The organism is Micromonospora sp. CA-248260, assembly GCF_050942205.1.
Classification (GTDB): Bacteria; Actinomycetota; Actinomycetes; order Mycobacteriales; family Micromonosporaceae; genus Micromonospora; species Micromonospora antibiotica.
On record NZ_CP192021.1, the window covers coordinates 4,787,893 to 4,810,913 of the forward strand.

At 74.2% G+C, this 23,021-nt stretch carries 13 protein-coding genes, 1 tRNA gene and 2 pseudogenes; 9 read left to right on the plus strand and 7 right to left on the minus strand.

What is annotated here, in order from left to right:
- Positions 1-44 precede the first annotated feature (44 nt).
- The gene (locus ACQP2H_RS20445) at positions 45-890 is read left to right on the plus strand and encodes a hypothetical protein (protein WP_357537653.1); all 846 of its coding nucleotides are present in this window, start codon (positions 45-47) and stop codon (positions 888-890) included.
- Positions 891-1,094: 204 nt separating this feature from the next.
- Here ACQP2H_RS20445 and ACQP2H_RS20450 read toward each other — a convergent pair whose 3' ends face one another.
- Both ACQP2H_RS20450 and ACQP2H_RS20455 read right to left on the minus strand, forming a co-directional pair.
- Positions 1,095-4,142: an SMC family ATPase gene (locus ACQP2H_RS20450; protein ID WP_357537655.1), complete on the minus strand. Its 3,048-nt coding sequence runs from the start codon at positions 4,140-4,142 to the stop codon at positions 1,095-1,097.
- On the minus strand, positions 4,142-5,287 hold the full coding sequence (locus tag ACQP2H_RS20455; RefSeq protein WP_219463576.1) for an exonuclease SbcCD subunit D: 1,146 nt from the start codon (positions 5,285-5,287) through the stop codon (positions 4,142-4,144). The genes ACQP2H_RS20450 and ACQP2H_RS20455 overlap by 1 nt, the downstream gene beginning before the upstream one ends.
- A gap of 479 nt (positions 5,288-5,766) precedes the next feature.
- Between ACQP2H_RS20455 and ACQP2H_RS20460 the strand changes: the two genes are divergently transcribed.
- Complete coding sequence (locus tag ACQP2H_RS20460) at positions 5,767-7,209, plus strand: recombinase family protein (protein WP_433228510.1); 1,443 nt, start codon at positions 5,767-5,769, stop codon at positions 7,207-7,209.
- Between the two features lie 2 nt (positions 7,210-7,211).
- Here the strand turns inward: ACQP2H_RS20460 and ACQP2H_RS20465 are convergent.
- A tRNA-Leu gene (locus ACQP2H_RS20465) sits at positions 7,212-7,295 on the minus strand.
- 209 nt (positions 7,296-7,504) lie between these two features.
- On the opposite strand from ACQP2H_RS20465, the pseudogene ACQP2H_RS20470 reads away from it, so the two are divergent.
- From ACQP2H_RS20470 to ACQP2H_RS20495, 6 genes and pseudogenes are all read left to right on the plus strand, one after another.
- A pseudogene (locus ACQP2H_RS20470) lies at positions 7,505-7,678 on the plus strand (tetratricopeptide repeat protein); the annotation flags it as partial.
- 2,280 nt (positions 7,679-9,958) lie between these two features.
- A complete protein-coding gene (locus tag ACQP2H_RS20475; protein WP_433233605.1) occupies positions 9,959-10,558 on the plus strand; it encodes a fibronectin type III domain-containing protein in 600 nt (199 codons plus the stop codon).
- Between the two features lie 184 nt (positions 10,559-10,742).
- The gene (locus tag ACQP2H_RS20480) at positions 10,743-13,367 is read left to right on the plus strand and encodes a fibronectin type III domain-containing protein (RefSeq protein ID WP_219463581.1); all 2,625 of its coding nucleotides are present in this window, start codon (positions 10,743-10,745) and stop codon (positions 13,365-13,367) included.
- A gap of 35 nt (positions 13,368-13,402) precedes the next feature.
- Positions 13,403-14,401, plus strand: a complete 999-nt coding sequence (locus tag ACQP2H_RS20485; RefSeq protein ID WP_219463583.1) for an AAA family ATPase — start codon at positions 13,403-13,405, stop codon at positions 14,399-14,401.
- 11 nt (positions 14,402-14,412) lie between these two features.
- Positions 14,413-15,596 (plus strand): annotated as a pseudogene (locus tag ACQP2H_RS20490) (DUF58 domain-containing protein).
- Positions 15,572-17,920 carry a DUF3488 and transglutaminase-like domain-containing protein gene (locus ACQP2H_RS20495; RefSeq protein ID WP_433228513.1) on the plus strand — a complete coding sequence of 783 codons (2,349 nt, stop codon included), beginning with the start codon at positions 15,572-15,574 and terminating at the stop codon, positions 17,918-17,920. Before ACQP2H_RS20490 ends, ACQP2H_RS20495 begins: the two are co-directional and overlap by 25 nt.
- Positions 17,921-18,069: 149 nt before the next feature.
- On the opposite strand, the gene ACQP2H_RS20500 is transcribed toward ACQP2H_RS20495, so the two are convergent.
- A complete protein-coding gene (locus ACQP2H_RS20500; protein WP_219463587.1) occupies positions 18,070-18,879 on the minus strand; it encodes an SDR family oxidoreductase in 810 nt (269 codons plus the stop codon).
- Between the two features lies 1 nt (position 18,880).
- Positions 18,881-19,900, minus strand: coding sequence for an LLM class F420-dependent oxidoreductase (locus ACQP2H_RS20505; RefSeq protein ID WP_357537122.1), 1,020 nt, complete (start codon positions 19,898-19,900; stop codon positions 18,881-18,883).
- 86 nt (positions 19,901-19,986) lie between these two features.
- Here ACQP2H_RS20505 and ACQP2H_RS20510 point away from each other — a divergent pair, with 86 nt between their 5' ends.
- Positions 19,987-21,249, plus strand: a complete 1,263-nt coding sequence (locus ACQP2H_RS20510) for a low temperature requirement protein A (RefSeq protein ID WP_433228515.1) — start codon at positions 19,987-19,989, stop codon at positions 21,247-21,249.
- Positions 21,250-21,413: 164 nt separating this feature from the next.
- Here ACQP2H_RS20510 and ACQP2H_RS20515 read toward each other — a convergent pair whose 3' ends face one another.
- Both ACQP2H_RS20515 and ACQP2H_RS20520 read right to left on the minus strand, forming a co-directional pair.
- A complete protein-coding gene (locus ACQP2H_RS20515; RefSeq protein ID WP_433228517.1) occupies positions 21,414-22,112 on the minus strand; it encodes a maleylpyruvate isomerase N-terminal domain-containing protein in 699 nt (232 codons plus the stop codon).
- A 13-nt stretch (positions 22,113-22,125) separates the two neighbouring features.
- Complete coding sequence (locus ACQP2H_RS20520; protein WP_219463591.1) at positions 22,126-23,013, minus strand: phosphatase PAP2 family protein; 888 nt, start codon at positions 23,011-23,013, stop codon at positions 22,126-22,128.
- Between the last annotated feature and the right edge of the window lie 8 nt (positions 23,014-23,021).

Genomic DNA, 23,021 nt, shown 5'->3' on the forward strand with positions numbered 1-23,021 from the left:
CGGTCCGCATCGACGTAGAGGCCTTTCGTGATTCGATCCCCACCGTGGTGGATGAGATTGCGGCGCGACTGCTGGCCGACGGCAACGTCGGTGAGTTGGGATCCGCCGGGGGCGGTGTCCAGGCCTTGGTGCGCGACCACGACGCCACTTTCCAGCCCTGGGTGGGCATCGTCGACGGGATCTTCACCGGGGACTGCGATTGCGGGATCAGCGGAGACGACCTGTGCGCACACTCGGTCGCGGCCGCGTTGACCGCGTTCCACGCAGGCGCCACCTTCTCCGGCGCCGCCACCCCGCCCGGCGCCGCTCCCGGTGTGCCCGAACACGCCCGCTACCTTCGAGCCGTGCAGCGGCTGTCGCCCCACCAACTCGCCGAACTGGTGGCGGGGCACGCGGCCCGGGACCGCCTCTTCGCCACCCTGCTGCTGGGCGGGGCCGGCATGCTCGACGCCGCCGACACGTCCGGCCTCGCCGACTTCCGCACCGCAGTCGAGGACGCGTCGACCGTGACCGCCGGCAGCAGGTGGCAGATCTCCGACGTGGAAACCACGGGGGAGCGCCTGGCCGCCGAAGTCGAGATCCTCTGCGCCCACCCCGCAACCCCCGCCGCGCTCGACCTCGTCGAGGAAGCCATCCTCGTCTGGGACGACCTGTCCGGGCATCTCCGCGACGCCTACCACATCACCCGCACCGAACCGCAGGAGATCGCCGAGCCGCTCGTAGGCGCGCACCGTTACCTGTGTGAACGCCTCGACCTCGCCTCGGACGAGATCGCCCAGCGACTCAACCGGCTCCTCGAACGCTGCCACTACGACACCGTGGACGTCGACATCTACGCCGATCTCCTCGCTGAGCACGCCGTAGGAATGGCTGGTACGGCCGGTTGCTGATCATCGCGCGCGGAGGTAACGCCGTGTGATGCTTGTGCCGCCCGCCGCAGGACAGGACAACGCCGCCGGCAAGCACCGGCGGCGGGGCTACTGCCGGCCCCTACAGGTCAATCGTTGTTTGGTGGCAGTGGCTTGACCAACCGGAGTCGTTAAAGCCCTGGTAGCTGGGCTTGACCGAGAGGAATAGGCGTAGACAAAGTGTCCTCAGTCGATTGCTTGGGTTTCGACGGCCACGGTGGAGCCGGTGGCTGTCTTACGGACGTAGAGGCGGGATGGAATCCGCCGACGTAGTTCCGCGACGTGGCTGACCAGTCCGACGGTACGGCCACCTGAGCGCAGGCCGTCGAGGGCGTCGAGTACCTGGTCGAGTGCTTCTTGGTCGAGAGTCCCGAAGCCTTCGTCGACGAAGAGGCTGCCGAGTTGGGTGCCGCCAGCCTCAGCCAGGACGACGTCGCTGAGGCCGAGCGCCAGGCACAGCGAGACCAGAAAGGTTTCCCCGCCGGAGAGGGTGGCCGGGCGGCGTTCCTGGCCGGTCCAGGCGTCGACGACGGACAAGCCGAGCCCATTGCGGCCGGCGCGGCGGCCGGTGTCCGACTCGGTGACATGGCGCAGCAGGTAGCGGTTGTGGGTGACCTGCCCGAGTCGGGTGTTCGCCGCCGTGACGACGTGCCGGAACCGGTGGGTCAGCACATAGGTGGAGAGGGTCATCCGGGTACCGCTGTCGCTGCTATTGCCCTCGACGAGTTGGGCGAGGCGGTTGGCGATCTCGTACTCGGCGCGGATGGGTCTCCACTGAGCGAGGGCGTTGACCAGATCCGGGCCCAGCTGCTTCAGCCGGTCGTGTTGCTCGACGGCGAGGCCATGCTGGGCGTGCAGCTCGGTGGCCCGCAGTCGGGCGGCTTGGTAGGTCTGTTCGCTGCCCTCAACGTCCGGTGATGGTTGGTGTGCGGCGGCGAGCAGGGTGGGGTCCTGTGCTCGTCCTGCGGCCTGGTGGTACTCGCCGTCGAAAGCGTCGATACGCTCCTGCAGGTCGACGATCTCGGGGTCGGTCAGGGCTGCGGCCCGCGCTGCCACGGTGTCGGCGAACTCCGACAGGTGCAGGTGGTGCTGCGCCTCCCGGTGGGCGTCGGCGAGTTCCCTTCCTGCCTGTAGCCACTGCCCCAGGTTGGTCGCTGCGGTCCTGACCTCGGCGAGTTCCCCGGTCAGGCGGGTCACCCGCGCCCGCAGGGTCTTGTCCTGGCCGCGGACGGCGTCGATGCTCTCGTCGAGTTCGGTGATCTGCGCGGTCAGGGCGGCCTGCTGGGCGTTCGCCACCGCTTCGTCGCGGCCGATGTCGGCGGCCTCGCGGTGCTGATCGGCCAGCATCACGTCGAGGGTTTCCAGGTGGGCGCCGAGTTCGTCGGCCAGTTTCGTCGCCTCGGTCGCCGCCCGCACCGCCTTGCGTGCCTCGGTGACCGTCGACCTCGCATGGGCTGCGGTCAGGTCACCGACCGTCTCGGTGACTTCGTTGAGCTGGGCGTTGATGCGCTCGACGGTGACCTCGGCGCTGCGACGTTCGTCGAGCAGTTCGCCCGCCTCCGTCTTGGCGTGGTCCTCGTCGGCGGCGGAGACGGCGTCGGCGGCGGCCTGCGCGGGTTCGGGGTGTTCCGGGGAGCCACAGACCCCGCAGGGCTGACCGGGCCGTAGTTCACCAGCGAGCTCCGCGGCCATGCCGGCCAGCCGACGCTGCCGTACGTCGAGGTGCCGGGCCTCGGCGGCTTGGTGGCGGTCGACGGCAGTACGCCGTTCCTCCTCGGCGGTCGCAAGCCGCGCGGTGAGGTCGTCGCGGCGCTTGCACGCCTTGGCTTGCTTCTGCGCCTCGTCCAGCCGCAGCTCGGCGGCCTCCCGGTCGGCGGCCACCGCCAGGGCCTGCTCGCGCCGGCCAGTGATCTCGGCATGCTCGACCGGCAGCTCGACCAGGCGGGCGTTGACCTTCTCGCTTCGGCCGGCCAGATCTTCGAGCTTCTTGCCGACCGCCGTCCGCTGCCCTCGCAGCGTGGTCCGTCGCGCCTCGCTGTCGATCGCGGCCTCGGCGGCACGCAGCTGCGTGGTGCGGGTCTGTTCCGCCCGGGTCAGCGCGTTGACGTCGAGGCCGGCCACGTCGACGGCCTCCCCGCCGTCCGGGACAGTCAGCGCGATACGGTCCGGCAGCACCGCCACGTCAGCGGGCAGCGAGGCGAGGTGTTCGATCGTCGTGCGGCGGAGCAGGTCGAGGTCGGTGTGCCGCCGGTCGACCTGGTCGAGGTACGGCTTCAGCGTCGCCGCCGCGCGGGCGGAGTCGAGCTGGCGCTTCCAGCGGTCACGCTCCGGCTTGCGTGTCGTCAGCTCATCGCGCTGCTGCACCGCCGCCTGGTACTCCCGTTGCTGCCTGGCGAGGGTCGCGGCGGCCTGCCGAACCTGGTCGAGGCGCTGCTCCTCCGCCGTACCCACGGCCATGTTCTGGGCCAGGGCCTCCACCAGGTCAGCGGCCCGGTTTCGGTGCACGGCGGCCCAGGCGTCCAGCTCACTCAAGGTGTCAGGCTTGTCGAGATCGGCGGGCACCTCGACCTTGACCACCTCGGCGAAGCGCTGCGTCAGGTCGCGGATCGTGCCGAGGGCCGCGCGTTCCTGCTGGCCGAGTTGCGTCCGGTGCTCCGCCAGCCATCCCTCGGCGCGAGTGAAGATCTCGATGTCGAAGAGGCGCCGCAGGAGCCCCTGCCGGTCGTCGGCAGACGCCTGCAGGAACCTGGCGAACCCGCCCTGGGGCAGCAGGACCACCTGGCAGAACTGCTGGACGTCAAGGCCGGTCTCCGCCCTGATCAGGTCGGCGGCTTCCCGGTGCTCCCTGGTGACGAACTCGATCCGGTCCGGGAGCTGTTCGACGATCTCGACAAGAGCCTGTTGCCGGGTGGTCCCGCTGCCGCGCCTACGGGGACGCATCCACTCCGGGCTGCGGCTGATCAACAGCCGTCGGTTGGTCAGGGTGACGTCCAGTTCGACCCGGGGGCCGACACCAACGGCGGCATGCTGCGAGTGCAGCGACTTGGCATCGTCCCGGAAACCGGGCACGGACCCGTACAGGGCGAAGCAGATCCCGTCCAGGATCGTCGTCTTCCCCGCACCGGTGTCCCCGTGGATCAGGAACAGGCCGTCGGCCGTGAGCGCCTCGAAGTCCACGCTCACCGTGTGAGGAAACGGCCCGAAGGCGGTCATGGTCAGCCGGTGCAGTCGCATCAGCGGGTCACCTCCACCCGGCGCAGCTCGTCGAAGGTCCGCTGCAGCAGCGCGACCTCGTCGTTGTCCGCCGGCCGACCACGCACCTCGGTCACGAAGTCCAGCGCCACCTCCACCGGTGACAGCCGATCCAGATCGGCGAGATCCCGGCCGCCCACCTCGACGGCCAGGCTCGGCACCACGAGCTTCAGCAGATGTGGGAACCGACGCTTGAGCCGCTCGTGCGGCGACAACGGACGCACCGCATCGGTCAACGTCGCCTCGACCCAACACTGCTCATACGCGCTGTAGGCAGGGCTGTTCAACAATTCCTCCACGGTGCCGGTGAGCCGGGCCATCCGCCTCGGCACCGGAGCAGGAACCTCCTCCACACCACGCAGCCCATCGACACCAAAATCCACCAGATAGGACGACTTGACGTGCGCGGCCTCGGAAAAGCTAAAGGCAAGCGGTGAACCGCTGTACCGCAACCCGTCGGCCAGACGCTGACGCCCGTGCAAGTGACCCAACGCCACATAGTCGACGCCCTCGAACACCGCACCGGGCACATGCTGCACTCCACCCACGCTGATGTCCCGCTCAGTGTCACAACCCTGACCGCCGGACACGAAGGCGTGCGCCATGACGACGGACCGATAGCCGGGACGAAGGGCCAAATCCGACCGAACCCTACCCATCGCGGCACGCAGCGCCGCCGCGTGACTCCGATCCTCGACCCCCCAGGAGGCAACCACCGACGCCGGTTCGAGGAACGGCACCGGGTAGCAAGCGACCCTCGCGTCCTCGTCTTCCAGCAGCACCGGCGTACCCACCGCACCCGTGCCCACCCGCACGTGCACACCGGCCCGCTCCAGCAACCGGGAACTGACACCCAACCGCGCCGGCGAATCATGGTTCCCGGCGATGACGACCACCTTGGTCCCCGCCTCCAGCACGAGCCGGGTCTGCGCCTGATCCCACAGACCGACCGCGTCCGGCGGCGGCACCGCCCGGTCGTAGAGATCACCCGCGATGAGCACCGCATAGACCCGCTCGCTCCGAGCGACCTCGACGAGATGGTCGATGAACGCCTGATGCGCGTCGTGCAGGCTGAGGCCGTGCAGATGACGGCCCAGATGCCAGTCCGAGGTGTGAAGAAAACGCACGAGCCGAGACGCTAGAACATCCATTGACCGCAGCACATCACCCCAGCCGACCACACTTCCGGACGAAGATCGGGTGTGTCCCGGCAGTCCATAGGGGAAACCTTTGCTATGGAATGGCCGAAGGACCGGCGGGCGGTCCTCTTGGCACCATCGGCGCCACTGGCCTTGGAGGGCCCCGTGCCATACCGCCACAGCCGACCGGTCGCGCTGTCTCACACTTCGGCGGGGACACCTCGGGTGAAGGGGCGTCCGGTGTAGACCATGCGGTGAGCTACCCCCACTTCGGTGGAGAGAGGACTCCACCAAGTTCAGGCAGGACTACCGATACACGGCCGACACTGGCACCGCGCCAGGCGAGTAATAGCCTCGACCCCTCCTCCGCGCCAACGGGTGTGGTGAGTGGCCGAGTCCAACAAACCACTGCATCGTTGTCCCTCCATGTCGAGGGATGCCCGTAGGCCTCGGTGTGGGAGGTCCTGATGCAGTACACGCCGGAACTCGACGGCCCTGACCTGCTCGGCTGGTGGATGCGGCAGCCGACCCGGCGAAGCCGCCCTCGGACGCGGCGCCAGGCAACACCAAAGCCGATGGGTATCCGGTTCGCGTTCTACGGCCGGATGTCGACGCGGGAGTTCCAGGACCGGTTGTCGTCGGCGCGGTGGCAACGCGACTTCGCCGAAGAGGTGATCGACGGCCGGGGCGTGATCGTGGCCGAGTTCTTCGATGTCGGCGAGTCCCGTCAGGTGCCCTGGCCGCGTCGCCCGCAAGCCGCGCGATTGCTGGCAGCTCTCGCGGACCCTGGCCGGGGGTTCGATGCGGTGGTCATGGGCGAGTTCGAGCAAGCGTTCTACGGCAGCCAGTTCCGCGACCTCGCGCCGATGTTCAACCTGTACGGCGTGCAGCTGTGGCTGCCCGAGCTCAACGGACCGGTCGACGCCAGCAACGAGTTCCACCTGTCGCTGCTGGCCCTGCTCGGCGTGCACTCGAAACGAGAGGTCCAACGCTCCCGGTTTCGGGCCAAGGCGGCGATGCGCGCCCAGGTGGTCGAGCAGGGCCGTCATCTCGGTGGCCGACCGCCCTACGGCTACCGGCTGGCCGACGCGGGCCCGCACCCGAACCGGGCACACGCCAAATGGGGACGCGTGGTCCACCGGCTGGAACCTGACCCGTCCACGGCACCGCATGCGCAGTGGATGTTCGCCCAGCGCCTCGCCGGCCGCAGCGTCGCCGGGATCACCCGCGACCTCAACGATCGGCACGTGCACTGCCCCTCCCGCGTCGATCCCGGCCGCAACCCGCACCGCAGCGGCACGGGATGGACACTACGCACGGTGGCGGCGATCCTCGCTAACCCTCGCTACACCGGACGGCAGGTCTGGAACCGGCAGCACACCGACCGCGGCCCGCTCGACGCCGCCGATGATCTCCTCGGCCAGTCAGAGGCACGCCGCTGGAACCTGATGCAGCAGTGGGTCATCTCCCGGGACCTCGCGCATCCGCCGCTGGTCAGCGAGCACGACTTCGTCGCCGCCCAACAGGCCAACGCCCTGCCCGCACCTGCCGACGGCTCGAACGGGCGCTACCTGCTCACCGGACTGATCCGCTGCCAGGAATGCGGCCGGATCCTCGACGCCCATTGGGTCAACAAGCACGCCGCCTACCGCTGCCGCCACGGCCACCGCACCGCCTCAACAGATGACGCGCCCCGGCCGCGCAACGTCTACATCCACGAAGCCAAAGCGATCACACAACTCGCCGAATGGATCGGCATCCCGGCCGCCGACTCCCACACGGTCACCGACGCGCTACTCGAACACGAGCTCCACATCACCTGCGCGATCGGCGGGACACTGACCATCACAAAGATCTCCGAGGCGGCCACAACGCATCGACTACCCGCGAAGACCACCCGTGGGGGTTAACGTGTCCGAGGGGGGACTTGAACCCCCACGCCCTATACGGGCACTAGCACCTCAAGCTAGCGCGTCTGCCATTCCGCCACCCGGACCTGCTCGTTCAGCCTACCGCGTCGGCCCCGGCGGCTTTCACCCCGGTCAGCCGCCCTGGCGGGCCGCACGGGGCATTACTGTACACGGCCCGTATGGATCATGCACATCACCGCCCGACCCGCCGGCGGGAGCCGGATCATCGCAGCTCAGAACGCGGCTGTGGCGGGTGGGTAGCGTCCGGGCCCGCTCAGACGGCAGCATTGCTGGCGTGTCCGCACCCTCACCCCTCGCCGCAGTCCAGCACCGGGCCCTCGCCCTGCGTTCCGCCGGTGACCTGTCGGAGGCCCGCCGGCTACTCACCGACGCGATCGCCTCGGCCCGTCCCGCGTACGGTGAGGACCACCCGGAGATCATGGGCACCGCGCACCTGCTCGCGAGGTTGCACCGGGAGGCCGACGAACCGGCCGCCGCCCGGCGGGTGTTGGAGGAGGCCTACGCGGCCGGCGAGCGGCGGTGGAGTCCAGCCGACCCGTTGATGCTCGCCCTGGCCTTCGATCTGGCCGGGGTCGCCGAGGAGTTGGGCAACCGGCACGAGGCCCGCCGCAACTACACCCGCGTCGCCACCGCCGGGCCCGCCGCGCTCGGCGAGCAGCATCCCGCCGTACGCACCGCCCGTCAGTATCTCGGCATCCCCGGGGGTCAACCGCAGCCGCCCTCCCCCGCGCCACCGGCCGTCCCCCCGGCGGCTCCGCCATCGGCACCTCCCGGGTACGCCCCGGCGGCGGCCCCCCACCAGGGATACCGGCCCACCCCGACGCCCCGGCCCGAGTCTGCGCCACCGTCGCCCCATCCTGTCTCCGCGCCCCCCACCCCCGCCGCCCCGGGCCCACCGGCCCCGGCTGGACCAGCACCCTCCTCGGGCCAGCCCGCCCCTGCCGGCCAGCCGGTACGCCCGACGGCACCACGGCCGGGACCCGCCCCGGACACCGAGCCCCGGGTGCCACTGCCCCGGCAGATGTACGGGGTCCAGCCCACCCACCGGCCCGGCGCACCCCGGCCCCACCCGGCCTCCCCCGCCCCCCGGCCCCACCCGGCCTCCCCCGCCCCCCGGCTGCACCCGGCCTCCCCCGCACCGCAGTCGGGGCCACCGGCGGCACCGCCGGGCCCGCCACCCGCCGCCCACCCGGGGCCGGACGCCATCGCGGAGGCGGCACCACCGCGACGGCATGCGTCGTCCCCCGATCCGGTCTCCGGTGGTGCGCCGCCGACGTCGCCCTGGGCACCCCCGCGCCTCCAGCAGCCGCCCCACCCGTCGTCACCGGTCCCGCCGGGAGAGCCCACCCAGCCGGCTGCTCCCCTGTCCGTACCGCACCCCGGGCCGCCGGCCACGGTGCCACCCGGTCCACCGGCCCACCACGGGCAGCCGGTCCCCATCCCCGCCGGGCCGCCCACCGACCCCGGCCAGCCGACCGGGGCACCGGCCGGGGCACCCATCCGGCACGGCCAGCCGACCGCGCTTGCACCCGTGCCCACCATCGCCGGGTCGGTACGCCCCCTCCCCGTCGCCGAGCCGCCCACCCGGGCCGAGCCGCCCAGCGGGCCATCGGCCGGCACACCGGAACAGCCGACCGGGCCCGTCGACGTCTCCATGTCCCGTCGCCCCACGGAGCAGCGGCCCGGGCCAGCCCCGACCGGGGACCGCACCACGTCGGGCTCTGCACCCGCCCACGCACCGGTGGCGAACCCGGCCGCGGCACCCGGCTCCGCCGCGGCAGCCGACCCGGTGGCGGCAGCCGACTCCGCCGCGGCAGCCGACTCGGTGGCGACTCCGGCAGCTCCACCCGCACCGGGCGCCGCCGCGACCCCGCCCGCGCCGGGTTGGGACCGGCCGACGGTACGGGTCCAGCAGATCGGGCCTCTGCTGGCGGAACCGCACAGCGGCCCCGGCCAGGCCCCGGCGGCAACCGCAGCCGACGACACGGCACGCGGGCCTGCCGCCGCCACCCCACCCGACCCGGCACCCGCCCCAGCCGTCGACCACACCACAGGTCCGGCGTCCACGGCAGGGTCCGGCTTCGCAGCCCAGCCACCGCCGACAGCGACCGTGCCCTCTCCTGCGGATTTCCCACCGGCGTCCCCACCGTCGTCGGCGCACTCCTCACCACCGGTACCACCACGGACGGCACCAGGTCCCGCGTCGCCCCCACCCGCAGCCGCACCGCCGCCGGCCATGGTCACCCCGCCGGCAGTGGTACCGCCGCCACCGCGGGCCGGGCGGGATGCCGTCCCGGCCGATGCCCCCGATTCGCGGGGCTCCGCCGGGGGCACACCCGTCCCGGCCTCGACCGCCGGGCACCCCGCAGGTCTCGGCGGACCAGACGAGGACGACGATGCCCCCGCCGACGGCCCGACGTGGGGCGACGTGGCATCGGGGCGGTCGATCATCCTACCGCTGGCTCCGATGACCGAGCAGGCTCCCCAGCCGCCACCGACGACGGCACGGACCGCCGTACAGCCACCGGACACGGGACCAACCCCCGGCGCACCGTCGGCACCGGCAACCGGGCGGGGCTTCGAACCGCCACCGCCACCGGCATCACCGCCACCGCCACCAGCGGCACCGCCATCACCGCCAGCGCCACCACCGGCACCGGCATCCCCACCGGCAGCGGACAGTGCGCAGGAACTCAGGCCACCGGCCGCCCCCGAGCCGACGCGGCAGGTGGTCCCGCAGTCCGGGCCGCAGGCACCGGCACAGCCGGGTTCACCGACCGGCTCCGGTTCGTCAGCCGGGTACGACGGTGGACGTGGCACCGGCCGGGGCGTACCGCCGGAGGTGGAGGAGACGGGTTATCCGGAGCTGACGCCGTCGTACCCGACACGGGACGGACGCCCGCGCCGGCGGGGCCGGACGGTGGCCGTGGTGGTCGGGGTGGTGGTGCTCGCCGTCGGAGGCACGATCGGGGCGGTGACCCTGAGCCGGGACGCGGACGGGCCGCAGCGGTCGACCGGCACCGCGCCCCGGGAGACGGCGGGGCCGCCCCCGGCCGACCTGAAGTTGCGCGACGACGCCGCCACCATCACGGTCACCTGGTCCGATCCGAGCAACGGGTCGGTGCCGTTCATGGTCGCGGGTGGACGCACCGGTCGGGCGCTCGGGGTGATGGCCACCGTCGACCCCGGACAGACCAGCTTCACGGTCAACGGGCTGAACGCCGAGGTGAACTACTGCTTCACGGTGCTGGCGGTCTACTCGACGGACGCGTTCGCCACCTCCGGTCAGGTCTGCACCGACCGGGTCCGACCGTCGCCGAGCGGCTGACCGGTCGACGGCGACCGGCACCGCGACGGCACGTCGCCCCGGCATCCCGGAACGCTGGGTGTCCGAATCGGAACGGTACGGGTTTCGTCGTCCCGGAGTGGCCCCTATGATGGCCCACGGTTCAGGCGCGGGCGTCCGGCACCCGGCACGCCGCCCCGGGCCACCGGACGGAGGGCAGCCCGCTGTGGCCAGCATCGACGACGCCCCGAGCGCCGACGCCGGCACGTCCCGCCGACGTTCCCGGTTACGCGGCGGGCTGGTCACGGTCGGTACGGTGACCGCGTTGGTGGCGGCGTTGGGGCTCACCCTGCTCGGCCGGGGTGCCGCCGAGGACGCGTTGGCCAGCTTCGACGCCAGCAGTTGGTTGTGGAGCAGCACCCGCGGCGAGTTGGCCCGGGTCAACGGGATCACCGCCCGGGTGGACACCCGCAAGGAGGTCCCCGGGGCCCGGCAGCATCAGGTGCAGGTCACCCAGACCGACCGGTTGCTGATCCTGCGGGACCTGGAGACCGGTCAGGTCAGCGCGCTCGACCTGGCCACCCTCCAGATCACCGCGACCACCCCCACCACGCCGGGTCTCGGGGTCAACGTGGTGCTGCACGACGACGCCGCGTTCGTGGTGGACGCGGTGCGGGGGGTGGTGCGCCAGCTCGACCCCCGTTCGCTGGTGCCGGTGGGTGAGCCGGTGCTCTTTCCGCCGGGCATCACGGCCGGCGCGTTCGACGGTCGGGGCCGGCTGTGGATCGCGGTGCCGACGGAGGGCACCGTCTCGGCGGTCACCCCCGCCGCGCTGCCGTCCGGCCCGGTGTCGGGGGCGGCCGACGGTCGGGGTCCGCAGCGGGTGGAGACCCGTCCGGTGGCCGAACCGCACCACGAGTTGGCCCTGTCCACGCTGGACGACGGGGTGGCGGTGCTGGATCGGACCACCGGCACGTTGGTGACGGTCCGGGCCGGGCAGACCCGGCGTACCGTGCTCGGGGACGCCGCAGGTGGCGCGGTGCCGGCGCGGACCAGCGGCCCGGTGGTGCCGGTGACGATCGGCGGTGACCGGCGGGTGCTCGCGGTCGGTGACGGCCGGGTGGTCACCCGGTTCGTCGTGCCGGGCAGCGGCGACCGGGTCGGGCCGGCCGTCGCCTGGGCGGGCCGGTTCTACTGCGCCGACGGGGTCACCGGCGCGGTCTACGCCTTCGACGGCGACGGGCGGCTGGTGGAGACCATCCGCCCCGGCCGGGCCGCCGGCCCGTGGGAGCTGGAGGTGCGGGAGAACCACCTGTTCATCAACGCCCCCGGTGCGGCCACCGCCCGGGTGGTCGACGACGCGCACCGGGTGCGCACCGTCGACAAGTACGCCAACGACGTGCTGGGCGGGGACCCGCCGCCGGACCCACCCCCGCCGCCTCCGCCGCCGAAACCCCGGGTGGGCAAGCCCGGTGCGCCCCGGCAGGTCACCGCCACCGCCGGTGACGCGCGGGCCCGGGTCGCCTGGCGACCGGCCGCCGCGAACGGTGCGGCCGTCCTGCGGTACGTGGTGGAGGGCGCCGGCCAACGTCACGAGGTGGGGGCGAACCAGCGGGCCGTGGAGATCACCGAACTGACCAACGGCGCGACGTACACGTTCTCGGTGCACGCGGTGAACGCGAAGGGCGACGGCCCCGCCCGGCGCAGCAACCCGGTGACCCCGACGTCGGCGGTGCCCGCCCCGCCGGCCGAGGTCACCGCGCAGGCCCGCGCCGACGGGACCGTGCTGGTGCGGTGGCCGGCCGCCGACGGGCAGGGCAACCGCATCGCCCGGTACGTGGTCACCGCGACCTCGGCCGGCGCGAGCGCCCCGGTCGGCGAGTCGCGCCGTACGGAGCTGGTGGTGCCGGCCGGCGAGTTGACGTACGGCACGCAGTACGCGTTCACGGTGACCTCGGTCAACGACCGGGGTGCCGCCTCGGCGGCCTCCCCGATCAGTGCCACTGTGGTGCCGTTCGCCGCTCCGGGGCAGCCGGTGGACCTGCGGGCGGCCACGGTGGCCGACCGGCCGGGCACGATCGCGGTGCGGTGGTCCCCGGCGGCGGCGAACGGCCGGCCGGTGAGCCGCTACCAGGTCGACGTGGGCGGGCGGACCAGCGAGGTGACCGACACCGCCACGACGGTCAGCGGGCTGGACGACGGGCAGAACGTGATGGTCCGGGTGAAGGCGGTCAACGAGGCCGGCCCGGGGCCGGAGGCCACCGCGACCGCGCGGACGGTGGCGGTGCCCCGGGTGACGGTGACCGGGTCCTCGGCGGAGGCGACGTCGGTGACGGTGACGTTCACCGTGGACGCCGGTGGTGGGGAGCCGACCTGCACCGCCGCCACCGGGGGGAAGAGCGCCACGGGCAGCTGCGCCAGCCTGCGGGTGACCGGCCTGACCCCGGGTACGGCGTACACGGTGACGGTCACGGCCAGCAACGCCGCCGGCCGGGGCACGGCTACCCGGGCGCAGGGCACCGACCCGCTCTACGGGGTGGCGACCTGCGTCAACGGGCCGGACGGCGACCAACGCACCTACTGCGACCGCGATGTGGACGGTCGCAACGGCAACGAGGTCTTCTCGGTGCCCCGGCAGGACAACGACGAACAGGTCGGTTGGGCGAAGCCGGGCACCCGGCTGCGGGCGTACTGTCGGCGGCAGGGCGAGAACGTCGACTCCTGGATCTACAACGACCAGAAGCAGTCCACCTGGTGGGTCCGGGTCGACTACCAGGGCCGCAACTACATCCCCTGGGCCTGGCTCAACCTGGCCGGCGGTGACGACATCGCCGTGCTGCCCACCTGTTGACCAGCGTCGCCGCAGCCGAGGAGCATCCCGCCGTCGTGAACGACACCCCCGCACCGCTCAGCCAGCCGGAGGTCCAGGGTTTCGCCGCCCTGGCCGCCCGGCTGGCGGAGAACGTCAACGCGGTCGTGCTGGGCAAGCCGGAGGTGGTGCGGTTGGCGTTGACCGCACTGTTCGCCCAGGGGCACGTGCTGCTGGAGGACGTGCCGGGGGTGGGCAAGACCACCCTGGCGCGGGCGGTGGCGGCGACGGTGCAGGGCCAGTGGCGGCGCATCCAGTTCACCCCGGACCTGCTGCCCTCGGACGTCTCCGGGGTGACGATCTTCAACCAGGCCACCCGGGGGTTCGAGTTCCATCCGGGGCCGGTGTTCGCCAACATCGTCATCGCCGACGAGATCAACCGGGCCTCCCCCAAGACCCAGTCGGCGCTGCTGGAGGTGATGGAGGAACGGACGGTCACGGTGGACGGGGTCCGGCACCCGGTGCCGCAGCCGTTCCTGGTGGTCGCCACCCAGAACCCGGTGGAGATGGACGGCACGTACCGGCTGCCCGAGGCCCAGCTGGACCGGTTCCTGGTGAAGCTGTCGGTGGGGTACCCCGACGAGGCGGTGGAGGTGGAGGTGCTGCGCGGGGCGACGGTCCGCTCCCCCGACTCGCTGCAACCGGTCACCGACACGGCGACCGTCGGGGAGATGGTCCGGATGGCCCGCCGGGTGCACATCGCCGAACCCCTCTACGGGTACGCCGTCCGGCTGGCCACGGCGACCCGCCAGCACCCGCAGGTACGGGTGGGGGTCAGCCCCCGGGGGGTGATCGCGTTGACCCGGGCGGCGTGCGCGTACGCGCTGATCGACGGCCGGGGGTGGATCATGCCGGAGGACCTGAAGGCGCTCGTCGAGCCGGTCTTCGCCCACCGGCTGCTGCTCACCGCCGACGCGCAGGTGCGCGGGGTGACCGCCGCCGACGTGCTGCGTCATGCGGTGGCGTCGGTGCCGGTGCCGCTGCCGTCGGGCCAGTCGACCCCGACGCACGGCTGAGCGGGCCGGGCGTGGGGCTCACCGCCCGGGGTACCGGGCTGCTCGTCGCCGCGACCGCGTTGCTCGGCGCGGGGTTGCGGTTCGCGTACCCGGAGCTGGCCGTGCTGGGGGCGGCGGGCGCGGTGGCGGTCGGGCAGGCGGTGCTGGTGGCGGCCCGCACCCCCGGCTGGTGGTGTCCCGCACCGCCGACCCGGACCGGGTGGCGGTGGGTGAGCCGGCGCGGATGGCCCTGACCGTCCGCAACGCCGGGCGGCTGCGGGTGGGCAGCCTGCTGGCCGAGGACCGGTGCGCGGGCCGGCCGGTGCCGGTGCCGGTGGTGCGGCTGCGTCCCGGCCGGGACACCGGCCTCGGGTACGACGTGCCGACCCGTCGACGCGGGGTGCTGCCGGTGGGGCCGCTGCGGGTGACCCGCCGCGACCCGCTGGGCCTGTCCGCCGCGACCCGCGCGTACGGGCCGACGGCGGTGGTCCGGGTGCATCCCCGGGTGCACCCGTTGACGGCGGTGCCGACCGGGGCGGGGCGCAGCCTGGACGGCCGGGTGGACGGGGTGCCGCACGGGTCGATCACCTTCGACTCGCTGCGGGAGTACGTGGTCGGCGACGAGTTGCGCCGGGTGCACTGGCGGACCAGCGCCCGGGTGGGTGAGCTGATGGTGCGGGAGAACGTGGACACGTCGCTGCCCCGGATCGTGGTGCTGTTGGACAACCGGTCGGCCGCCCACCCGGACCGGGTCGGCGGGGTGGCCGGGTCGTTCGAGGCGGCCTGCGAGGCGGCGGCGTCGCTGGTGGTGGCCGCGTTCCGCCAGGACCTGCCGGTGGTGCTGCTGCTGGTGGACCCGGCCGACGACCGGACGGCTGACCCGCCGCTGGACCGGCTGGCCGCGGTGACCCTGACCGACCCCTCGGGCCGGGGGCCCGACGGCGCGACGACGGGTGACCGCGACGGTGCGGCGTTGGACGCCACCCTGACCCGGCTGCGCGCCGACCGGCCGGGCGACACGCTGGTCTTCCTCACCGGCCCCGGGGGCCGCGACGACGTCGGCCGGGTGGGCGCGCTGCGCGGGGCGTACCCGTCGGTGCTGGTGGGGGTGTTGGGGGCGGCCGGGCCGACGCCGACGGCGGCCGGGCCGGTGGTGCTCGACGCGGTCGACGGCGCGGCGTTCGCCGCCGCGTGGGACGCGACCGGCCGATGGTGACGGTGACCGAGCGGCCCGACGCCGCCCGACCGGACCGGGCGCGGGCGGGTGGCCCGGCCGGCGGTGGGCCGGGCCGGGCCGTCGCCCGGGTGCTGCGGGCGGCCGTGGTGCCGGTGACGCTCGTCGCCGCCATCGGCCTGGCCGGCGTGGCACTCGACCGGGTGTACGCCGGTGACCTGCTGACCCGGCTGGTGAGCGGCGCGGCCCTGGCGGCGGTGCTGGTCAGCGTGGCCGCCCGCCGGTTGCCGTCCTGGCAGGTGGCGCCGCTGTCGGTGGCCGCCATGCTCGGCGCGACGGCCTGGTCGGTGCGGCTCGCCGCCGCACACGCCGACCTGCCGGGCGGATTCCTCGACGTGACCGCCGACGCCGCCGCCAACGCGGTGCCCCGGCTGCTCACCGCGATGATCCCGGTCGAACCGGCCCCGGACACGGTGCTGGTGCCGGTGGTCGCCGCCTGGTTGGCCGGGCTGGCCGGTGCCGAGGTGGCGCTGCGGGCCGGTCGGGTGCTGCTCGGTTTCCTCCCGGCCACCGCGCTGTACGCCGGGGCCGTCTACGTCGTCGGCCCGAACGCGGAACCGGCGGTCGGGTCGTCGGTGGTCTTCGCCGGGCTGGTCGCGCTCGCCCTGGCCGCCGGCCGCACGCCGGGAGGCGACCCGGCCGCCGGGCTGCCGCCGGCCGTACGCGGCCCGGTGCGGGCCCGGGCGACGGTGGTCGCCGCCGCCGGGGTGGCGGTGGTGGTCGGGTCCGCCGCGCTGCTCGGGCCGGCCCTCGCCGGCCGGATCGACGACCGGCCGGTCGACCCGCGCCGCTACGTGCCACCGCCCCGGGTGGAGTCGCTGGACGAGAACCCGCTGATCCGGATCTCCGGCTGGGCGTTGGAGCCGCAGCAGAAGCTGCTGGACGTGTCGACCCGGGCCCCGGGCGAGGGGCCGACCACGATCCGGCTGGCCGTGCTCAGCGACTACGACGGGGTGACCTGGCGGGTCGGGGCGACCTACCGCACCGCCGGTCGGGTCCTGCCCGGCGGTGACCCGCAGGCGGCGGACACCGTCCGGCAGGAGATCACCGTGGCCGGGTTGACCGGCCGGCTGCTGCCCGCGGTGGCCACCCCCCGCACTGTCGACGGGGCCCGGGTGGCGTACGACCCGCAGAGCGGCACGTTGATCCGGCCGGAGGGGCTGACCCCGGGGTTGAGGTACACGGTCACCTCGGCGCGGGAACGGCTGGACGTGAACCTGCTCGCCACCGCCGACGTACCGGCCGGGGCGCAGGTGGCCCGGGTGCTGCGGGTGCCCGACGGGACGCCGGAACGGTTGCGCCGGCTCGCCACCCACCTGGCCGAGGAGAACGGCGCCCCGTACGCGCGGGCGGCGGCGGTGGAGCAGTTCCTCGCCGAGCACTACCGGCTGGTGGCGGACGCGCCGAGCGGGCACGCGTACCCGAACCTGGAGTTCTTCCTGTTCGGGCCGCGCGGTGGCGGCGGCCAGCGGGGCACCTCCGAGCAGTTCGCCGCCGCCTTCGCGGTGCTGGGCCGGTTGACCGGCCTGCCGACCCGGGTGGTGGTGGGGTTCACCGCCCGGGGTGACGGACCGGTGCGGGCCGCCGACGCGTACGCCTGGCCGGAGGTGCTCTTCGCCGGGGTGGGGTGGGTGCCGTTCGACCCCCGGCCCCGCCCGGACACCGCGCCCCGGCCGGTGGAGGACGACTTCCGGCCGGCCCCGCCGAGCCCGCCGCCGTCGGAGGTGCCCGAGCCGACCGCGACCCCACCGGCCACCCCACCGGCGGCGACCGCGCCGGGCCGGAGCACCGGGGAGCGCGGCGGGCCGACGCCGCTGCTGGTGGGGTTCGGCACCGGTGGGTTGCTGCTGGCGGGGCTGGTCCTCGCCGGGCTGGTCGGGTGCCGCCGGGCGCAGACCCGGGCCCGGTTGGGCCGGGGCGACCCGGGGACCCGGGTGGGCGGCGCGTGGCGGCACACCACCGACGCGCTGCGACTGTCGGGACGGCCGGTCGGCGGGGACCTCTCCGCCACCGAGGTCGCCGACCGGGCCCGCCGCGCCCTCGCCGAGGACACCGGCCGGGCCGAGGGTTCCCTCCCTGCCGGGGGTGCCGGCACCGGTGACCCCGGTGCGGACCCGGTGGGGTTGGCGGAACTCGCCGGGCTGCTCAACCAGGCGGCCTTCGCGCCGGGCACGCTGACCGACGCCCAGGCCGACCGGGCCCGGGACGTCGCCGTGGGGTACGCGGCGGCGCTGCGGGCGGCCCGGCCCCGCTGGCGGCGGTTGCTGTGGTCGGCACATCCCGGTCCCCTGCGCTGGCCCCGCTGACCGGTTCCCTGCCCCGGGAGACCGGGGCACGGTGAGGCCCGCCGGACCGGACGGTGGCGGGACGGGACCACCTCGACCGTGGGCCGGACCCTGGCGACGCGGAACCGGACCCCGGCAGCCCGGACCGGATCGTGGTGGGCCGGGGCCGGCTACGCCGGTGGTGGGCCGGCGGCCCGCAGCCGGCGGACCAGTTTGCGCAGGCCCGCCTGCCAGCCGTCCGGGTCCTCGGCGCGGCGCAGCGCGTACCCGGCGACCTCGGGGTGGGGCAGGATGAGGAAGCGTTCCTCGGCGAGCCCGGCGACCGCCGCGTCGGCGACCTGGTCGGGGGTGAGCACCGGGCCGGAGGCGGCGATCACCCGGGCGGCCAGGTGGCCGGTGGCCAGCCCGTCGGCGAGCATCGGGGTGTCCACCCCCTGCGGGCACAGGGCGCTGACCCGGATGCCCTGGTCCCGGTAGGTGACCGCCAACCACTCGGCCAGCCCGACCGCCGCGTGTTTGGTGGCCGTGTACGGGGCGTCGCCGACCGCCGTGAGCACCCCGGCTGCCGAGCAGGTGTGCAGCAGGTGGCCGCCGCCCCGGGCCAGCATGCCGGGCAGCACGGCGCGGGCGGCGTACACGTGGGCGAGCACGTTGACCCGCCAGGCGCGGTCCCAGTCGTCGTCGGGGGCGTCGATGCCGGCGCCGGTGGCCACGCCCGCGTTGGCGCAGAACAGGTCGATCCGGCCGTACCGTCGCTCGGTGTCGGCGACCAGGTCGCGGACCTGGCCCTCGTCGGCGGCGTCGACGGCGACCCCCCGGGCGACCGGGCCGACCGCCTCGGCGACGGCGGCGGTCGCGCGGGCGTCGAGATCGGCCAGGACGACGGCGGCGGCCCCTTCGGCGGCGAAGCGACGGGCCAGCGCCGCGCCGATGCCCCCCGCTCCCCCGGTGATCACCACCACCCGGTCGGTCAGGTTCATCTCAGCCCCGTTCCGTCGGCCGTCCGGCGTCCACCGCCGACGGCGGGCCCAGCCGGCTGATCAGCTCACCCAGGGCGGCGGCCCCACCGGCGGTCACCTCCGGGGTGGGCAGCAGGGCCAGCACCGGCACGTCCACGCCCGCGTCGGCGTAGCGGCGGACCTGGTCGCGGCAGTGCTCGGGCGAGCCGTGCAGGATCAGCGCGTCGACCACCTCGTCGGGCACGGCCGCGGCGGCGGCCCGCCGGTCACCTGCCGCCCAGGCCGCCCAGACCGGGCCGAGCACGTCCTCCCGCCCCAGCCAACGGTGGAACTCCGCGTACGCGGGGACGGTGAGGTAGCTGGTGATCAGCCGCCGGCCGAGGGTACGGGCGTAGCCGGCGTCCTCGGTGGGGCAGACGAAGATCCGGGCGACCACCTCGAAGCCGGGGCCGCGCCCGGTCAGCTCGGCGAGGGCCTGCGCGACGTCGTCGGCGGCCAGCCAGTTGAGGATCACCCCGTCGGCCTCGGCGGCGGCCAGCCGCAGCATCCCCGGGCGCAGGGCGGCCAGCAGCAGCGGCGGTGGGCTGGCCGGCGGGCGTTCCAGGGTGAACCGGCGCACCCGGAACGTGTCGAACGCCCCGTCGACCGTCTCGCCCCGCAGCGCCGGCCGGAGGAACCGCAGCAGGTCGCGGGTGCGCCGGAACGGCTCGGTGTACGGCACGCCGTTCCAGTCCCCCACCACCACCGGGGAGGACGCGCCGATGCCGAGGGCGAACCGGCCCGGGGCGGCCTCGGCCAGCGCCGCCGCGCTCATCGCTAGCAGGCCCGGCCCCCGGGTGAAGGCGGGGGTGATCGCGGTGCCCAGCCGCAGTCCGGGTTGCCAGGCGGCGGCCAGCGCCAGCGGGGTGAACGCGTCGGTGCCGTTGACCTCCGACGACCACAGGTCGGTGAAACCGGCCTCTGCCAGGGCCGCGTAGCCGGCCGCGTGCTCGGCGAGCGGGACACCGGTCAGCGGCACGGTGAAGCCCCATCGGTTCGTCATCCGGTCGATCGTGCCCGCTCGCCCCGGCCGGAACAAGGCCGGCACCGGGGTGGATTCGGCGATGCCCGCCGCCGCAGCCGCCCGGGATGTTACGAACCCCTGGTGGGCCGGGCCGACGGCGACTGCCGACGATCATGACGGGCGGCGAGGAGGCCGCTCCGCTGCGGCGTACCGGATCGGCCCAGCGGGCCACGTTCCTGGAACTCTTCTTCGACCTGGTGTACGTCTTCGCGCTCACCCGGATCTCGTTCCGCGCCTTCGAGGACCTGGCCCTGGAGCCCGGCGGCACCACCGGCTGGTCCCCGGTCACCGGGGGCGTCAAGACGCTGCTGCTGCTGCTCGCGCTCTGGGCGGTCTGGCAGGGCACCGCGTGGACGACCAGCCGGTACGACCCGCACCACGGCTGGCTCCAGTTCGTGGTGATCACCGCCCTGATCGGCAGCATGGTGATGGGGGTGGCGATCCCCCACGCGTTCACCTCCACCGGGCTGGCGTTCGCGGTGGCGTACGTGGTGACGCAGGTGTCCCGCCCGGGTCTGCTGCTGCTGGCCCTCGGCAGCCACGAGTACCGGCGGCTCAAGCTGCGCATGCTCGTCACCTTCGGCGCGACCGGGGTGCTCTGGCTGACCGGGGCGTTCCTGTCGCCCACCCCCCGGGGGCTGCTCTGGGCGCTGGCACTGGTCGTGGAGTACCTGGCCGCCCGGTTCGGGTGGCCGGTGCCGGGGCTGGGCCGGTCGAGGGCGAGCCGCTGGGACGTCGCCGGGGAACACCTGGCCGAGCGGTACCAGCAGTTCTTCCTGGTCGCGTTGGGCGAGACGATCCTGGTGGGCGGGCTGGCGTACAGCACGGGTCCGTTCGACCCGGCCCGGACCGGCGCGTTCGCGGTGGCGTTGGTGACCTCGGTGCTGCTGTGGCGGATCTACGTGCAGCGGGCCGGGCAGGTGCTCGCCGAGGCGGTGGTGCGGTCCCGGCACCCGTCGGACACCGGCCGCTCGGCGGCGGACACCCACCTGGCGATGGTGGTGGGGCTGGTCGGTACGGCGATCGGGTACGAGCTGACCATCGAGCACCCGTTCACCTCCCCGGAGGCGGCGTGGGTGGTGCTGGTGGTGGGCGGCCCGGTGCTCTTCCTGCTCGCCCGCGCCCGCTTCGAGTACGAGGTCTTCGGCCGGGTGTCGCCGTCGCGGTGGCTCGCGGCGGTGCTGCTGGTCGTGCTCTTCCCGCTGCTGCTGCACGTGGTGCCGCTGGTCTCCGCCACGGTGGCCGCGCTGGTGCTCGGCGGGGTCGCGGCGGCCGACGCCCGCCGGGCCCGGGGCCGCCCCCCGGAACCCCCCGCCCCACCCCTGTAACCACCCCACCCCACCCGCCCCGCCGGGTGGGCCTGACCCCGGTGATCAAGAAGTTTGCGTCACGTTGATGATCAGAACTGACGCGAACCTCTTGATCACCGGGGCACAGTCGCGGGGGCACAGCAGCGGGAGCCAGCAGCGCGGGGCAGCAGCGCGGGGGTGGGTCAGGTGGGGGCGGTGAGGAACAGGTGGGGCCAGGGTTGCGCCGTGACGATCCGCCGCTCGGCGGCGGTGAGCGGGGCCCGGCCGGTGGTCTTGCGGACCAGGGTGAGACGGTCCCAGCCGAGCCCGTCCGGGACCGGTCGTCCCCCGGTGACCAGGTCGGCGATCACCCGCGCGGCGGCGGGGGTGAGCCACGGCTCGCGGTGCAGCGCCACCGCCAGGTCCAGCCCGTGCACGCCGACCTCCACCACGCGGGTCACCAGGAACTCGTGCACCGTCATCGGGTCACCGTGGCGGGTGCGGACGACCCGGTCGGCGGGCTGCGCCCGCACCGCCGCGTCGGTGGCCCGCCAGGCGGCGGTGAAGGCCGCGGCGGTCGTCACCGCTTCCGTGGACCCGGTCGGGGCGGCGGGATCGCGGGCCGCCCGCCGGGCGCTGGCGATCCGGTCGGCGTCGACCTGGGGGGTGAACTTCGCCGGGCCGAAGTAGCCGGCGGCGTCCACCTCGGCGCGCGGCGGCGCGGGCGCGGCGAGCATGTCGACCAGACGTCCGGCACCCGTGCGGACGTGGGCGACGAGGTCCCGGACCGCCCAGGGCGGGCACGGGGTGGGCCGGTCCGGGTCCGCGTCGGTCAGCGTGGCCAGGACCACGGCCAGCCGGGCACACTCGACTCGGAATGCCGTACCGGCCGGCGACGTCATGGTCGGGAGGTCCTCAACCCTTCCAGCGGGGCACCAGGCGGTGCACGGACAGCAGCACCAGCGCCGCCACCACCCCCATGGTGCCGGCGATCCCGGCGGCGCTGCCGGCGTACCCGATGAACAGGGTGCGGCGGGTCAGCTCGTCCACCGGCGTCTGCTGCTGGTCGAGCAGGCCGGACAGGGCGATGCCGCAGCCGAGGACGGCGAGCAGACCGCCGATGCCGAGCACGCTGGCGGCCACCTTGTGGGCGTCGTCGGGAGCGACCTGCGCCTGCTCGTGCTGGAAGATCAGCAGGAGCAGCCCGGCCAACGCCGCCCAGGCCCCGACCACCAGGAACGCGGCGATCGCGTCGCTGGGCCGGTGCCAGCCGGCGGAGAGGGTGGCGACCCCGGCGACGGCCGCGTACGCGGTGCCGAGGAACGCCCCGAGGACGCGCACCTTGGCCGGCAGCACCAGGATCAGCGCCAGCGCCACCGAGGCGGCGATGGTGGTGTGTCCACTGGGCAGGCTGTTGCCGACCGCGTCGCGTTGCGGGTCGATGCCGAGCGCGGGTCGGTCGATGACGTACTTGAGCACCTGGGTGGTGACGTTCGCCCCGGCGATCAGCAGGGTGGCCGAGATGGCGAGCGCCTTGCGGCCCCGGATCAGGGCGATGAAGAAGATCACCACCATGGCCGCCAGCAGGGAGACCACCGACATGGCGTTGAGGATCCGGTTGACCAGCCCGTCGATGCGGTCCTGGCCGATCCGGTTGCCGGTCAACGCGACCGTGTCGAGCCACTGCCCGGTGCCGGTGTGCACGGCGAACCGCCACACCAGCAGGAAGGCCGCCGTCTGGGCCAACGCCAGCACGACCAACCAGACCGCGGTCCAACCCCTTGCCGTCGCTCGCACCCGCACACCGTAGC